Genomic DNA, 15122 nt, shown 5'->3' on the forward strand with positions numbered 1-15122 from the left:
CCCGTCGTCTCACCCGGCCACCCGCAGCAGCAGCACCGCCCGCGCCGGAACCGTGATCGACGCCCCCGCCCGGTGCACCACCCCCGGCGCCTCCTCCTGCTCCTCCCTCGACGTGTCGACGACCACCTCGTACCGCTCCGCCCACGGCGGCCCCGGCAGCAGGAAGCTCGCCGGCCGGTCCCCGGCGTGCAGGACGGCGAGGAAGCTGTCGTCCACGATCGGCGCGCCGCGTTCGTCCCGGCCGGGGATGTCGCGCCCCGACAGATACATGCCGAGCGTGCCGGCGGGGGCGTACCAGTCCCGCTCCGTCATCTCCGCGCCGCGAGCCGTGAACCAGGCCAGGTCGCGCAGGCCGTCCGCGGAGTGGGCCCGCCCCGAGAAGAACGCCCGACGCCTGAGCACCGGGTGCCGGTGACGTAGTGCGATCAGCCGGGCGGTGAGGTCGAACAGCGCCTTCCAGCCGGGGTCCTCCAGCAGGCCCCAGTCCACCCAGCTGATCTCGTTGTCCTGGCAGTACGCGTTGTTGTTGCCGCGCTGTGTGCGACCCAGCTCGTCGCCCGCGACCAGCATCGGCACACCCGTCGACAGCAGCAGCGTGGTGAGCAGGTTCCGCAACTGCCGCCGCCTGAGCGCCCGTACGCGCTCGTCGTCCGTCTCCCCCTCCGTCCCGCAGTTCCACGCCCGGTTGTCGTCCGTGCCGTCCCGGTTGCCCTCGCCGTTCGCCTCGTTGTGTTTCCGCTCGTACGACACCAGGTCCCGCAGGGTGAAACCGTCGTGCGCGGTGATGAAGTTGACCGAGGCGTACGGCCGGCGCCCGCCCCAGGCGTACAGGTCGCTGGAACCGGAGAGGCGATACCCCAGATCCCGGACGTCGGGCAGGGCGCCCCGCCAGAAGTCGCGTACGGCGTTGCGGTAGCGGTCGTTCCACTCCGTCCACAGGGGCGGGAAGGCACCCACCTGATAGCCCCCGGAGCCCACGTCCCAGGGCTCGGCGATCAGCTTCACGCGCCGCAGCACCGGGTCCTGGGCGATGACCGCGAGGAACGGGGACAGCATGTCGACGTCGTGCATGGAACGGGCCAGCGCGGCGGCCAGATCGAACCGGAAGCCGTCCACGCCCATCTCCGTCACCCAGTAGCGCAGGGAGTCGGTGATCAGCCTCAGGACGTGCGGCTGGACCACGTGCAGGGTGTTGCCGCAGCCCGTGTAGTCCGCGTAGCGCCGGGCGTCGGACTGCAACCGGTAGTACCCCCGGTTGTCGATGCCCTTCAGGGACAGCGTGGGGCCCAGCTCGCCCGCCTCCGCGGTGTGGTTGTAGACCACGTCGAGGATGACCTCGATCCCGGCGGCGTGCAGCGCGCGCACCATGCGCTTGAACTCGCCGACCTGCTGGCCCGTCGTACCGGAGGCGGCGTAGGCCGCGTGGGGCGCGAAGTAGCCGATGGAGTTGTAGCCCCAGTAGTTCTTGAGGCCGCGCCGCAGCAGGTGGTCCTCGTGCGCGAACTGGTGGACGGGGAGCAGCTCGACGGCCGTGACGCCGAGTTCCACGAGGTGCTCGATCGCGGCCGGGTGCGCCAAACCGGCGTACGTCCCGCGCAGTTCCTCGGGGATGCCGGGGTGCAGCGCGGTGAACCCGCGCACATGCACCTCGTAGATCACCGAGTCGGCCCACGGGGTCTTCGGGCGACGGTCCTCGGCCCAGTCGTCGTCATCGTGGACGACCACGCCCTTCGGGACGTACGGCGCCGAGTCCCGGTCGTCCCGTACGGTGTCCGCCACCTGCTGGTGGGGCCAGTCGCGGACATGGCCGTACACCTCGGGCGGCAGGCTGAAGTCGCCGTCCACCGCGCGGGCGTACGGGTCGAGGAGCAGCTTCGAGGAGTTCCAGCGGCCGCCGGTCCACGGGTCCCAGCGGCCGTGCACCCGGAAGCCGTAGCGCTGGCCGGGCATGACACCGGGCACGAAGCCGTGCCAGATCTCGTGGGTGAGCTCGGTGAGCCGGGCCCGGGTCTCCTTGCCGTCCGCGTCGAACAGACACAGCTCGACCGCCTCGGCCCCGCCCGCCCACAGCGCGAAGTTGGTCCCCGCCACCCCGTCCGGGCCGACTCGGAACCGGGCGCCCAGCGGCGTCGGCGCCCCGGGCCACACCGGCACGGCGGGCGCCTTGCGCTGCGCGCCGTTCACCAGCGCGGCGGGGCGCTCCTCGGCGGCTTCGGTCACCGCCTCCTGCTCGGCTGCGCTGGACACCGGTCGGCCTCCCACGGCTCATGGAGCAACGCGGAAAAGGGCGCACGGCGTCCCGGCCGCGACACCCCCTCGCGTCGTTCTCCCCACTGTTCTGCCCAGCGCTTGCCTCGCACTCACGTTTCGCTGCGTTTGCTTGGGCCGGGCGCCCGTGGATCTGCCAGGTCAGGTTGTGGGGCGGCCGCGGAGTGGTGGGGGCCGGTCGCGCAGTTCCTCGTGCCCCCAAGGGGCGCGTCCGTGGTGCCGTAGCGCCAAAGGGGTGCACGTGCCTGCGGCCACCGACCTCACGTTTCCCCAGGGTGGGCCCGGTCGTTGGGCTGGGCGTGAGGCAGAGACAAGGGCGCGCTCGGCGCGCGGGGGCCGTTCTGGCCGCCGTCATGACATGGGCAGGACTGCTGGCCGGGGTCGCCGGCTGTACGGCGGACGGGGGTGGCGGGATCGGCGGTGTCGGCGGATTCGGGAAGCCTCCCGCGCCCGAGGACGTGATCAGGGTCGCGCCCGACGACGGCACCAAGGGCGTGCCGCCCGAGGAGAGGCTGCGGGTCCGCGTCCCCAGCGGACGCCTCGAGTCGGTCACCGTCGTCAAGTCCCAGGACGCGCAGGACTTCCCGGTGCCCGGGCGCATCTCCGAGGACGGCCTGCGCTGGGAACCCGACGAGGCACAGCTGGCGCTGGCCGCCAAGTACACCGTCGACGCGGTCGCCCTGGACGGCCACGGCCGCCGCTCGGCCCGGCACACGACGTTCACCACCTACGTCCCCGAGGAACGGTTCATCGGGTACGTCAGCCCCGAGAACCGCTCCACCGTCGGCACCGGGATGATCGTCTCCCTGGAGTTCAACCGGGAGATCGAGCACCGAGCCGCCGTCGAACGCGCCGTACGCGTCACCTCGAAGCCAGCCGTCGAGATCCGCCCGCACTGGTTCGGCAACGGCCGCCTCGACTTCCGCCCCGAGCACTACTGGAGACCCGGCACCCGCGTGACGGTCGCGCTCAGACTCCGTGATGTGGAAGGGGCGTCCGGCGTCTACGGCCTCCAGTACCGGACCTTCGCCTTCACCGTCGGCCGCAGCCAGGTCTCCCTCGTCGACGCGGCCCGGCACACCATGCAGGTCAGACGGGACGGTGAACTGATCGCCACCGTGCCGATCACCGCCGGCGCCCCGAAGACGACCACGTACAACGGAAAGATGGTCGTCACCGAGATGCTCGAAGTGACCCGTATGAACAGCCGCACGGTCGGCTTCGGCGGCGAGTACGACATCCCGGACGTCCCGCACGCCCTGCGTCTGACCGACTCCGGCACCTTCCTGCACGGCAACTACTGGGCGCCGAGCGCCCCCGGCAGAGTCAATGTCAGCCACGGCTGTGTGGGCCTCAGGGACGTGAAGGGCGGCAGCTCGGACACGCCCGCGGGCTGGTTCTTCGACCGCAGCCTGGTCGGGGACGTCGTCGAGGTCGTCCACAGCAATGACAAAAAGGTCGCTCCTGACAATGGCCTTGGAGGCTGGAATATGGGCTGGAAGGAGTGGAAGGCAGGCAGTGCGGTGAAGTAACCCGACAGGGGGGTGGGTCGGCCCAACTTTCCGTTGAAGTTGGGACTGAATGGTGACCTTGGGCTCACACGATGCTCAAAACTCTGCGGTTAATATTCGCCAACGCGTTCGTGGAACGCGCTGGGGAGCGGGCCTGACCAGGCCCTTCGAGGGGAGAAAAGACTTGAACGTGCGACCGATATCGGGGGCGTCGGTTGACGCGCGGGGGCGCAGGGCCAAGGGGCTGTCGGCGCTGATACTCGGCGTTCTGCTGCTGGCCGTCAGCGCCTGCGGCGGAGGAAATTCCGGAACCGGTGACGCCAAGGCCGAGAAGGGCGACTCGTCCGCCACCGAGACCAAGCAGTCCGAGGCGGTCGTCTCCATCAGCCCGAAGGACGGGGCGAAGTCCGTCGACACCAGCGGCGCCCTCAGGGTCGGTGCCACCCAGGGCAAGTTGACCGAGGTCCAGGTCAAGGACGCCAAGGGCACCGCGATAGCAGGGAAGATAACCGGGGACGGCGCCTCCTGGACGCCGTCCACCCACCTCGCCGCCGGCACCGCCTACACCGTGCACGCGGTCGCGAAGGACGCCAACGGCCGTACGGCGGCCGAGGACTCCAGCTTCACCACCCTGACGCCGAAGAACACCTTCACCGGCACGTTCACGCCCGAGGACGGTTCGACGGTCGGCGTCGGAATGCCGTTCTCCATCCGCTTCACCCGGGGCATCACCAGCCCCGCGGACGTCGAGAAGGCCATCACCGTCAAGACCGAACCGGCCGTCGAGGTCGAGGGCCACTGGTTCGGCAACGACCGCCTGGACTTCCGTCCCGAGCAGTACTGGAAGGAAGGCACCAAGGTCACCGTCGACCTCAACCTGAACGGGGTCGAGGGCCGCGACGGCGTCTACGGCAAGCAGGACAAGACCGTCTCCTTCACCGTCGGCCGCAACCAGGTCTCCGTCGTGGACGCCGAGAAGCACACGATGAAGGTCACCCAGGACGGCAAGACCATCAAGACCATCAATGTCACCACCGGCAAGCCCGGCTACGACACCTGGAACGGCCAGATGGTCATCAGCGAGAAGCTCGCGGTGACCCGGATGAACGGCGACACCGTCGGCTACGGCGGCGAGTACGACATCAAGGACGTCCCGCACGCCGCCCGGCTGACCGACTCCGGCACCTTCATCCACGGCAACTACTGGGGCGGCGACGCCTTCGGCAACTACAACGCCAGCCACGGCTGCGTGGGCCTGCGTGACGTCAAGGGCGGTTACGACAGCGGTGTGCCGGCCGCCTGGTTCTTCAACCACTCGCTGATCGGTGACGTGGTCGTGGTCAAGAACTCCGACGACGCGACGGTCGCGCCGGAGAACGGCCTCAACGGCTGGAACATGTCGTGGGAGAAGTGGAAGGCGTAGTCCGTACGACGATCAGCGGCTCCGGTGTGAGGTACGGCACCGGGGCCCTTGTCGTTGGTCGCCGTGCTGTGTCCGCCTGGGGGCAACCCCGGCGAGCAGTTACCAACCTCCGGGCCCCCGGCCGAGTGTGAGCGACCGCACCCGGCCACTCGCCGTTAGTCCCCGTTAACCTGCTGGGCATGACCGTGAATCTCGAAGTCGCCGAAGGTGTCGGCACCATCCGTCTCGACCGCCCGCCCATGAACGCGCTGGACGTGGCCACCCAGGACCGGTTGAAGGAGCTCGCCGAGGAGGCGACCCGGCGCGAGGACGTGCGCGCCGTGATCCTGTACGGCGGGGAGAAGGTGTTCGCGGCCGGCGCGGACATCAAGGAGATGCAGAACATGGACCACACCGCGATGGTCCTGCGCTCCCGCGCCCTCCAGGACGCGTTCACGGCCGTGGCCCGCATCCCCAAGCCGGTCGTCGCGGCCGTCACCGGCTACGCCCTGGGCGGCGGCTGCGAACTCGCGCTGTGCGCGGACTTCCGGATCGCCGCGGAGAACGCCAAGCTGGGGCAGCCGGAGATCCTGCTCGGCCTGATCCCCGGCGCGGGCGGCACCCAGCGGCTCGCCCGGCTGGTCGGCCCGTCCAAGGCGAAGGACCTGATCTTCACGGGCCGTATGGTCAAGGCCGACGAGGCGCTGACCCTGGGCCTCGTGGACCGGGTCGTGCCCGCCGACGAGGTGTACGCCGAGGCGCACGCCTGGGCGGCCAGGCTCGCGCAGGGACCGGCGATCGCCCTGCGCGCGGCGAAGGAGTCGATCGACACGGGGCTGGAGACCGACATCGAGACGGGCCTCGCGGTGGAACGGAACTGGTTCGCCGGTCTGTTCGCCACGGAGGACCGCGAACGCGGCATGAAGAGCTTCGTCGAGGAGGGCCCCGGCAAGGCGAAATTCCTCTGAACCGCTTGCAGTTGACGCGATGTCTGATCCGGGTCCCTCGATGGGGCGGTTTATGGGAGCCTTAACGCACCCTTAGGTCTGCCTTGTCGAGGGAGTCGGTCGATTGCCTCCCAGTGAGCCTCCGCCGCAGGTCAGCAGGGCTTTCGAACACGCCGAAGCGTCATTGGCATATGCCGATCGACCCCTTCGGAACGACGCATTCCGGGGGGCGTATTCGTCAGGAACGGCCCCCGAGGGTGCTTGGGCGGCCATGATGGGGGCATGGCGGGGCTGGAGGGTTTCGAACAGCCGCGGGGAGACAGCCGTACGACGGCGGCGCGCTGGTCTCCGGCGGTCGAGGACGAGCACGCACTGAAGGCGCTCGAACTGTTCGGGAATCCCGCGGAGGCCGAGGTCCCGTTGCCGTCCCGGCCGGAGTCCGCGGCGGTCGCGCGGCGCTTGACCCAGGTGATCGTTCTCCGGCACTGGGGGCTCACTCCGAAGATGACCGAGGACGCGGTGTTACTCGTGTCCGAGCTGGTGGGGAACGCGGTGCGGCACACGGGCGCGCGGGTGTTCGGTCTGCGGATGCGGCGTCGCCGGGGGTGGATCCGGATAGAGGTGCGGGATCCGTCCCGGGGGCTGCCCTGCCTGATGCCCGTGCAGGAGATGGATGTCAGCGGGCGGGGGCTGTTCCTCGTGGACAAGCTCTCGGACCGGTGGGGCGTGGACTTGCTGCCTCGTGGGAAGACAACCTGGTTCGAGATGCGGGTGGCTGACAGGTAGTCGGTGGGTCGATCAGCGCCATTCTCTGACATAACCCCTTAAATAGGGTGGGTGACCGCTACCGATCGTCGGGCAGTGCTGCTCGCCACCGCCGGGCTGACGTTGGCCGCGGGATGTGCGAGCAGCAGTGGTGCCGTCGCCCATCCAGTCCGATCCCCCAGCGCAGCCCCCGCTCTCCCCGCACAGCTCACCCACGGCCCCCGCGACCGCCCCCGTGTCGCCCTCACCTTTCACGGCGACGGTGATCCCGCGACCGCAGGTACCCTGCTCACCGAAGCCGAGAAGTACGGTGCCCGGGTCACTGTCCTCGCCGTGGGCACATGGCTCGACGCGCACCCCGACCTCGCCCGCCGGATTCTCGACGGCGGCCACGACCTCGGCAATCACACCCTCCGCCACCTCGACATCAACGCGATGTCCGAGACCGAGGCCCGGGAAGAGATCACCGGGTGCGCGGAGCGGCTGAAGCGGCTCACCGGGTCGATCGGGACCTGGTTCCGGCCCTCCCGCACGCCCGTCGCCACACCTCTCGTCACGCGGCTGGCCCAGGAGGCCGGTTATGCCCACGTCCTCTCCTACGACGTCGACTCCCTCGACTTCACCTCGCCCGGCGCCCCCGTCGTCGCCCGCAAGGTTCTCACCGAGATCCGCGAGGGATCCGTGGTGAGCCTGCACTTCGGGTACGCCGACACGATCGCCGCCCTCCCCGTCGTACTGGAAGAACTCGACCGGCGCGGCCTGGCCGCGGTGACCACCACGGAGCTGTTCAGCTGATGCCCCCCACTCCCATGAAGCGCCACCTCGTGAAGAGCGCCCTGATCGCGGGCGCCGCGTTCGTCGCTCTCGCCGCCTGCGGCACCGGCTCCAAGGACGGGGCGAACGAGGCCCTGGGCACCAAGGCGGCCGCCCCCGCACCGGTGAAACCGGTGCGGAAGCCGGTCCATGGGCTGTCCGGGATGCCGCCCGTCCTCGATCCGAAGGACGTGTACGCGGCCGACCGGCCCAACAAGCTGTCGCCGGTGGTCAAGGACTTCCCGTCGCGGGTCTATGTGCCCAACACCGGGTCCGACACGGTCTCCGTCATCGACCCGAAGACGTACGAGATCATCGAGACGATCCCCGTGGGGCGGCAGCCCCAGCACGTCGTGCCCTCCTGGGACCTGAAGACCCTCTGGGTCAACAACAACCGCGGGCACACCCTCACGCCGATCGACCCGCGGACCGGGAAGGCGGGCAAACCGGTCGAGGTCCACGACCCGTACAACCTCTACTTCACACCGAACGGCACGTACGCGGTCGTGATGGCCTCCCTCGACCGCGAGCTCGTCTTCCGCGACCCGCACACCATGGAGCGGGTCAAGACCGTCCCGGTCAGCTGCTACGGCGTCAACCACGCCGACTTCTCCCTGGACGGGAGGTACTTCATCGTGTCCTGCGAGTTCAGCGGTGAGCTGCTGAAGGTCGACACCGAGAAGATGAAGGTGATCGGGCAGCAGAAGCTCCCCTTCGACGGGGCCATGCCGCAGGACGTCAAGGTCTCGCCGGACGGCAAGCGGTTCTACGTCGCGGACATGATGGCCGACGGGATGTGGGTCCTGGACGGCGACACGTTCGGCAGGCCGACGCTGCTGCCCACCGGCAAGGGCACCCACGGTCTATACGTCAGCCGCGACTCACGCGAGATGTATGTCTCCAACCGTGGCGAAGGAACCGTCTCCGTCTTCGACTTCACCCAGAACAGGCTCACCAAGAAGTGGCATCTGCCCCACGGCGGCAGCCCTGACATGGGCGGCGTCTCGGCCGACGGCAAGGTCCTGTGGCTGTCCGGCCGCTACAACTCCGAGGTCTACGCCATCGACACCCGCACCGGCGCGCAGCTGGCCCGCGTCAAGGTCGGCAGCGGCCCGCACGGACTCGCCGTGTATCCACAACCGGGGCGGTACTCACTCGGTCACACGGGCATCTTCCGCTGAGCCGCCGAGGCCCTGCGGGGCCGTGGCGAGCAGCACCGCCTCCGCGCCCACCGGACGGTAACCGGCCGCCTGGAACGCCCGCATGCTGCGGGCGTTGCCCGGTGAGACCTGGGACCACAGCGGTTCCGTGACGAGATGCCTGGCCGCGCTCACCAGCGCACGTCCCAGCCCCCGGTGCCGTACGTCCTCGTCCACCTCCACCGAGACCTCCAGGCGGCCGCCGACCCCCCGCCCCGTCACCAGCAACCCGCCCCGCGCCGTCCAGGCACGGATGTCGTCGCGCCGCCTGCGGGCGTAGGCGACCCGCGGATGGTTCGCGTCCTCGATCTCCTTCAGCACGAGCGGCGGTCCGCCCGGCAGCGGGTCGGCGACCAGCATCGCGTCGATGGTCTCGGACCGGCGCCCGGTCCGGTCCAGGAAGGCGGCCAGGAACCGCGGGTTCAGCGTCGCGGCCAGCGCGTCGCAGTCCAGGCCGCGCAAGGTGGCGTGGACCCACTCGGGATCTTCGTCGGTGAAGACGACCGAGTGCGCCGTGAAGGACAGCACGCCCGCGTCCCGGTGACACGCCTGCGGTACGACCGTCGTGTTGCCGTCCGCTGGCGGGAAGACACCGCGGGCCGCCGCGTCGAGAATGTCCCGCAAGCTCTCCATCACACCGCTCCTCGAGTCGCCACCCAGTGGAAGGCCCACACTCGCAGACATGATCGAGGACGGCACCGCGGTTTTCCCCGGGTGGGCGCCGCACCGGAGATCGGGGCGGGCGGCTAATCTGACCTGCGGCAGCAAGCCAGCAGGACACGACAAAGGCAAGAAAAGGGGCGGACCGGTGGCGCACATCGACATCGAGGAAGCACGCAAGCAGTTCGAGCGGATCGATGCGGACGGGGACGGCACCATCACCGCCGCCGAGTTCAAGTCCGCCCTGGCCCAGGGCGGCGACTGGAACGTGACCGAGTCGGTCGCCGAGGCGATCATCAAGAGCCGCGACCTGAACGGCGACAAGCTCCTGTCGTTCGACGAGTTCTGGGCCTACCTGAACAAGTAGAGCCGACGGTGAGGGGGGCGCCTCGACAGGCGCCCCCTTCGTCATGCCCCGTCCTGGCCCCGGCGCCGGATCCGTACCGTCCAGCGGCCGCCGTGACGCTCCAGGACCAGCGGCAGGTCGAAGCACTTGCCGACCTGGTCACCGGTCAGGACGTCCGACGCCGGACCCTGCGCGAGGACCCGGCCCTCGCGCAGCAGCATCGCGTGGGTGGTGCCGGCCGGGAGCTCCTCCAGATGGTGGGTGACCAGGACCGTCGCCAGTGCCGGATGCTCCCGGCGCAGGGCTCCCAGAGCCTCGATCAGCCGCTCGCGGCCCGGGAGGTCGAGGCCGGTCGCCGGTTCGTCGAGGAGGAGCAGCCGCGGTTCGGGCTCCCCCAGCTCTCGGCTTCGCTCGAGCCGGGCGGTACCCCCATGCGCGCGGGCGATGAGCGTACGGCCTCGCTGACCCTGCGAGAGCGTCGGCCAGCGGGCGTCGCCGAGGCCGGCGAGGCCGAGGGTGCCGATGAGCCGGGCGGCCCTGTCCCGTTGCCCTTGCGTCGGTCGCCAACGGGGGAGCGGGGCAACGGAGTTGGTCAGCCCGGTCAGGACGATGTCCCGGACCCGCAGGGGCGCGGTGAGCGGATGGCGCGGGTCGACGTGACCGACGTGGGCGCGCAGCTCCCGCAGGTCGACCCGGCCGAGCCGGCGGCCCAGCACCTCGACCGTGCCGCGGGTGGGGTGGACCAGGGCGCTGCACAGGCTGAGCAGGGTGGACTTGCCCGCGCCGTTGGCGCCCAGGAGGGCCCAGTGCTCGCCCGCCCGGACCGTCAGGGAGACCTCCTGGAGGATCGGCTCCCCGTCCCGGACGACATGCACGTCCTCGGCGCGCAGGACCTCCGTCACCGCATCGCCCGGTTCAGCGCGGACAGCACGGCCTGGACGGCGGCGGCCGGACCCACGCCGGCGCCCCAGGCCGTCGTACGGCCGTTGACGCGGCACTCGGTGTAGGCCGCCGTGCCGTCCTCGGCGAAGTCAATGACCTCGACGGCGTACCCGGCACCGGCGAGCGCGTCCACGAAGGCCGAGAGCGGACTGGTGCCCGTGCCCTCGTGGTCGCCGACGTGCTCGTCGCACTCCAGCGTGCCGACGAAGCGGTGGACGCCGGGCGCCTCCTCGTACGCCGTCCCGTCGTGCAGCCGGACCTCACCCTCCATCAGATAGGTGGACCGGAACAGCTCGTACAGCTCCTTCGGACCCATCTCCCGGCCGCTCGCGTCGGTGGCCTCCTGGACGGCCCGGGAGAAGTCGGCGCGCATGCGGGGCGGCAGGTCGATGCCGTGGTGCGTGCGCAGCAGATACGCTGTCCCGCCCTTGCCGGACTGGGAGTTGACGCGAATCACCGCCTCGTACGTCCGCCCGATGTCGGCCGGGTCGATCGGCAGGTACGGGACCTGCCAGGGCTCGTCCGGGTGCTCGTCCCGGTGCGCGAGACCCTTGCTGATGGCGTCCTGGTGGGTGCCGGAGAAGGCGGTGTGGACGAGCTCGCCGGCGTACGGGTGGCGGGGGTGCACGGGCAGCCGGTTGCAGTGCTCCACCGTCTCGCGGACGGCGTCGATGTCGCCGAAGTCGACCATGGGGTCCACCCCTTGGGCGTACAGGTTCATCGCGAGGGTCACCAGGTCGACGTTGCCGGTGCGCTCGCCGTTGCCGAACAGACAGCCCTCCACCCGCTGGGCGCCGGCCAGCACGGCGAGTTCGGCGCAGGCGACGCCGGTGCCGCGGTCGTTGTGCGGGTGGACGGAGAGGATCACACAGTCGCGGCGGACCAGATGGCGGTGGACGTACTCGATCTGGTCGGCGTAGACGTTCGGGGTGGCGATCTCGACGGTCGCGGGCAGATTGTGGGTCACCGGGCGGTCCGGGCTGGCGTCCCACAGCTCCGTCAGTCCGTCGCACAGCTCCAGGACGAGGTCCGGCTCGGTGAGGTTGAAGGTCTCGGGGGAGAACTGGAAGCGGACGGCTGTGCCGTTGAGGGTCTCGGCCCGCCGTGCCATGTGCTCGGCCGACTCCCGCACGGTCCGCCACACCTCCTTGCGGTCCCGGCCCAGGACGACGTCCCGCCACACCGGTGAGGTGGCGATGTACAGGTGGACGACGGCACGCGGCAGTCCGGCGATCGAGTCGAAGGTCCTGTCGATCAGGTCGGTGCGCGCCGGGGTGAAGACGACGGGAGTGACGTCGTCGGGGACGGCGCCGCCGGTCACCAGATGCCGTACGAAGTCGAAGTCGGTGCGGCTCGCGGAGGGATAGCCGATCTCGATCTCCTTGAAGCCGGTGCGCACCAGCAGGTCGAAGAAGCGGCTCTTGCGGGCGGTGTCCATCGGCTCGGCGAGGGCCTGATTGCCGTCGCGCAGGTCGACGGGGACCCAGAGGGGGGCGCGGTCGATGCGGGCGGACGGCCAACTCCGGTCGTTGACCGGTACGTTCACGCGGTCCTCGAAGGGGCGGTAGCGATGGAAGGGCATGGGGCTGGGCCGCTGGGGGTTCCAGACGGAGGTTACGGTGGGTCCTTCGGCTCGGTCGGTCGACGGAGACCGGCAGCACGGCGTCCCGCGGCGGGGTGCCGGTCGCGTCAGGCCCCGCCGCGGCAGCCGAGAAGAAGGAGACCGCTGAGCGTCATGCCGGTAGGCTAGCCACTCCTCAGGTCCTCAGACAAGTGAGAATTCGCCGAGTACCGTCCTTTGCCTCGCATGAATGGGTGAACCGCAGATGCCGCTGGGCCCCGTCCGCCCCAGTCCCCTGGTCGAACAGGCCGCCGAGCGGCTGCGTGAGCAGATCACCGCGGGCCACTGGCCCGTGGGCACCAAGCTGCCCGGTGAGACCACACTCGCGAAGGAACTGGGCGTCGGCCGCTCAACGGTCCGCGAGGCGCTGCGGGCGCTGGCCGGGGCGGGGCTGGTGCAGCCGAGGCAGGGCGCGGGGGTCTTCGTCACCGCGACGCAGACGGTGGAGGACTGGCCCACGCGTCTGCGCCGGGCCGCGGTCACGGACGTCTACGAGGTCCGCACGGCGGTGGAGGTCCACGCGGCCCGCCTCGCCGCGCGCCGCCGTACCCCCGAGGACGTGACGGCGATGGAACGCGCGCTGGAAGGCCGGCGGGCCGCCTCCGCATCCTCCGACGCGGCCTTCGTCGACGCGGACATCACCTTCCACGCCGCGGTGGTCGCGGCCGCGCACAACCCCGTACTCGCCGACCTGTTCAGGGAGTTCACCCCCGTCCTGCGCGAGGGCCTGATCGAGTTGCTGGCCCTGACCGCCCTGCGCGACGTCGACCCCAACACCGCGGACGAGGCCCACGCGGCACTGGTCCGGGCGGTGGCGGACGGGGACGCGGAGGGGGCGGCGGGGATTCTGCGAGCCGAGCTGGAGGATCCGTTCGGGGGCTGAGCGCCGCGGCACCGATCCCGGGCGATCACACGATGTCGAGCGGCCGGTGCGGTCCGTCCGGCGGCTCGATCCGGATCGTGTCCCCGGGACGCACCACACCTCCCACCGCGACGACACCCATGATCCCGGATTTGAAGCGGACGCCCCCGTCCGGACCCCGTCCGACGACCTCCTTCAGCAGGCCCTTGCGGAAGCCGTCGATCTGCGCACACGGATTCCGCAGACCGGTCACCTCGACGACGGCCTCGTCGCCCAGATGCAGCAGGGTCCCCACCGAGAGCCCCAGCAGGTCGACGCCCCGCGTCGTCACGTTCTCCCCGAGCTGCCCGGCGCCGACCTCGAACCCGGCCACGCGGAGCTCCTCGAACAACTCCTCGTGCATCAGGTGCACCTGCCGGAGATTCGGCTGCGAGGGATCCTTCGCCATCCGGCCCCGATGCTTCACCGTCGCCCCGCCGTGAACATCCCCCTCCACCCCGAACCCGGCGAGCAGCGTGATGCTCTCGCGGTTCGGCTTGGTGAAGGAGTACGTCCCGTTGCTGCTGACCGCAGCGATCTTCCCGCCCATGGGGACAGCCTACGATCAGGGCGCCGGTCGGCGCCGGTCAGGCTTCGGTGGCCCACTCGCGTAGGGCAGCTTTGCTCGCGAAGTCGGCGACGTTCTTGTCCACAGGGTCGTCGGTGTACTGGTGGAAGCGCCACTTGGCCTTGATGCGGGGCTTGCCGGCCGTGACGTAGTCGGCGATCCAGAGGCCGTCGCCGGCGTACGACGTCGTGTCGACTGTCAGCCAGTAGTGCCTGTTTGTGTAGAGAACGACCGGATTTTTCGGGCGCAGCTGCTTCACCTTGCGGATGAAGCTGTCCTTCTCCGCGTTCGTCGCGTGGGTGCCGTCGCCCGTCGTCTCCCAGTCGACCGCGAGGATGTCGCCCCCCTTCTCGGGGGCGTGTTTGACGAAGTACTCGGCCTGGGCGGTGAGATTGCCGGGCCACAGGAAGTGGTAGAAGCCCACGACCAGTCCGGCCTCGCGGGCGTGCTTGGTCTGGGCGGAGAGTTTCGGGTTGGTGTAGGAGCGGCCCTCCGTCGCCTTGATGAAGACGAAGGCGAGGCCCTCCGTGCTGAAGGTGGACGACTGGTAGGCGCTGACATCGATGCCGCGGAGCATGTGGGGGCTCCCTGAAGTGTGGGTGTGGGGACGGGAGTTGATGATGCCCCACATGGTGGCGGAGGAACCTCGGCGCGCGTGGCCGCCGGTCCGGGCAGCGCCGCGTACCGGGGTAGGCGCGCGGCGACCTCCACGTCCGTGGTGCCGGTGGAGGAGTTTGCGCGGGACACGCCGGATACGTCTGCCATGGCTCGGATCTGGTGATTTGTCTCCACTTCGCTCCTGCACCCGCAGCTGGGTGACCACCCGCCCCTGCACCTGACCTCCCGGCCCGCACACCTCTGCCAGCCGCTCGAACCGCTCCGCCAGGGTCTCGTCGTCGGCGACGAACGGAATCCGGATGTGGTTGTCCAGCGTGCCGTCCTCCCCGAACCGGCCGCCCGAATAGATCCGTACCCCCCGCTGCCCCGCTGCCCCGCTGCCCCGCCGAACCGCCGCCCCGCCGCACGGGCCAGCGCCGGGCCGAGCCGCGCGCGCAGGTCGACCCACAGGGGCAGTCCGCCGCCCGGTGCCGTGAAGCGCCAGTCCGGGAAGTGCCGCACGAGCAGGTGGGGGCTTTCGCGCCTGCTCCCAGGGACATTCCGGGGACTTTCCGCCGCGTA

Annotated in this window: 14 protein-coding genes; 8 read left to right on the forward strand and 6 right to left on the reverse strand. The window is 70.3% G+C overall.

Annotated features, from left to right (window positions below):
- Positions 1 to 9: 9 nt before the first annotated feature.
- Positions 10 to 2247, reverse strand: coding sequence for a glycogen debranching protein GlgX (gene glgX, locus QF027_RS33365; protein ID WP_306976136.1), 2238 nt, complete (start codon positions 2245 to 2247; stop codon positions 10 to 12).
- A 320-nt stretch (positions 2248 to 2567) separates the two neighbouring features.
- Here glgX and QF027_RS33370 point away from each other — a divergent pair, with 320 nt between their 5' ends.
- The 6 genes from QF027_RS33370 to QF027_RS33395 all read left to right on the forward strand — a co-directional run bounded on the left by QF027_RS33370 (position 2568) and on the right by QF027_RS33395 (position 8887).
- Positions 2568 to 3800, forward strand: coding sequence for a L,D-transpeptidase (locus QF027_RS33370; protein ID WP_306976134.1), 1233 nt, complete (start codon positions 2568 to 2570; stop codon positions 3798 to 3800).
- Between the two features lie 163 nt (positions 3801 to 3963).
- Positions 3964 to 5202: a L,D-transpeptidase gene (locus QF027_RS33375; RefSeq protein WP_307078832.1), complete on the forward strand. Its 1239-nt coding sequence runs from the start codon at positions 3964 to 3966 to the stop codon at positions 5200 to 5202.
- A 179-nt stretch (positions 5203 to 5381) separates the two neighbouring features.
- Positions 5382 to 6149: an enoyl-CoA hydratase/isomerase family protein gene (locus QF027_RS33380; RefSeq protein ID WP_306976130.1), complete on the forward strand. Its 768-nt coding sequence runs from the start codon at positions 5382 to 5384 to the stop codon at positions 6147 to 6149.
- A gap of 261 nt (positions 6150 to 6410) precedes the next feature.
- The gene (locus QF027_RS33385) at positions 6411 to 6914 is read left to right on the forward strand and encodes an ATP-binding protein (protein WP_306976128.1); all 504 of its coding nucleotides are present in this window, start codon (positions 6411 to 6413) and stop codon (positions 6912 to 6914) included.
- A gap of 42 nt (positions 6915 to 6956) precedes the next feature.
- Positions 6957 to 7688 (forward strand): polysaccharide deacetylase family protein, encoded by a 732-nt coding sequence (locus QF027_RS33390; protein WP_307082586.1) that lies wholly within the window; start codon positions 6957 to 6959, stop codon positions 7686 to 7688.
- Positions 7688 to 8887: a YVTN family beta-propeller repeat protein gene (locus tag QF027_RS33395; protein WP_373432030.1), complete on the forward strand. Its 1200-nt coding sequence runs from the start codon at positions 7688 to 7690 to the stop codon at positions 8885 to 8887. Before QF027_RS33390 ends, QF027_RS33395 begins: the two co-directional genes overlap by 1 nt.
- Here the strand turns inward: QF027_RS33395 and QF027_RS33400 are convergent.
- Positions 8858 to 9538: a GNAT family N-acetyltransferase gene (locus tag QF027_RS33400; RefSeq protein WP_307078834.1), complete on the reverse strand. Its 681-nt coding sequence runs from the start codon at positions 9536 to 9538 to the stop codon at positions 8858 to 8860. The two genes, QF027_RS33395 and QF027_RS33400, sit on opposite strands and share 30 nt — an antisense overlap.
- Before the next feature lie 175 nt (positions 9539 to 9713).
- Between QF027_RS33400 and QF027_RS33405 the strand changes: the two genes are divergently transcribed.
- Positions 9714 to 9932 (forward strand): EF-hand domain-containing protein, encoded by a 219-nt coding sequence (locus tag QF027_RS33405; protein WP_007384825.1) that lies wholly within the window; start codon positions 9714 to 9716, stop codon positions 9930 to 9932.
- Positions 9933 to 9973: 41 nt separating this feature from the next.
- Here QF027_RS33405 and QF027_RS33410 read toward each other — a convergent pair whose 3' ends face one another.
- Complete coding sequence (locus tag QF027_RS33410) at positions 9974 to 10813, reverse strand: ABC transporter ATP-binding protein (RefSeq protein WP_307078836.1); 840 nt, start codon at positions 10811 to 10813, stop codon at positions 9974 to 9976.
- A complete protein-coding gene (locus QF027_RS33415; RefSeq protein WP_307078838.1) occupies positions 10810 to 12435 on the reverse strand; it encodes a 2-isopropylmalate synthase in 1626 nt (541 codons plus the stop codon). Before QF027_RS33415 ends, QF027_RS33410 begins: the two co-directional genes overlap by 4 nt.
- 244 nt (positions 12436 to 12679) lie before the next feature.
- On the opposite strand from QF027_RS33415, the gene QF027_RS33420 reads away from it, so the two are divergent.
- Positions 12680 to 13357: a FadR/GntR family transcriptional regulator gene (locus QF027_RS33420; RefSeq protein WP_307082591.1), complete on the forward strand. Its 678-nt coding sequence runs from the start codon at positions 12680 to 12682 to the stop codon at positions 13355 to 13357.
- Between the two features lie 25 nt (positions 13358 to 13382).
- Here the strand turns inward: QF027_RS33420 and QF027_RS33425 are convergent, their stop codons facing one another.
- Both QF027_RS33425 and QF027_RS33430 read right to left on the reverse strand, forming a co-directional pair.
- Entirely contained in the window at positions 13383 to 13925 is a 543-nt protein-coding gene (locus QF027_RS33425; RefSeq protein ID WP_307078840.1) for an MOSC domain-containing protein, read from the reverse strand.
- A gap of 37 nt (positions 13926 to 13962) precedes the next feature.
- Positions 13963 to 14520 (reverse strand): glycoside hydrolase family 25 protein, encoded by a 558-nt coding sequence (locus tag QF027_RS33430; RefSeq protein WP_306976120.1) that lies wholly within the window; start codon positions 14518 to 14520, stop codon positions 13963 to 13965.
- Between the last annotated feature and the right edge of the window lie 602 nt (positions 14521 to 15122).

The sequence above is a fragment of the Streptomyces canus genome, from assembly GCF_030816965.1.
Taxonomy (GTDB): Bacteria; Actinomycetota; Actinomycetes; order Streptomycetales; family Streptomycetaceae; genus Streptomyces; species Streptomyces canus_E.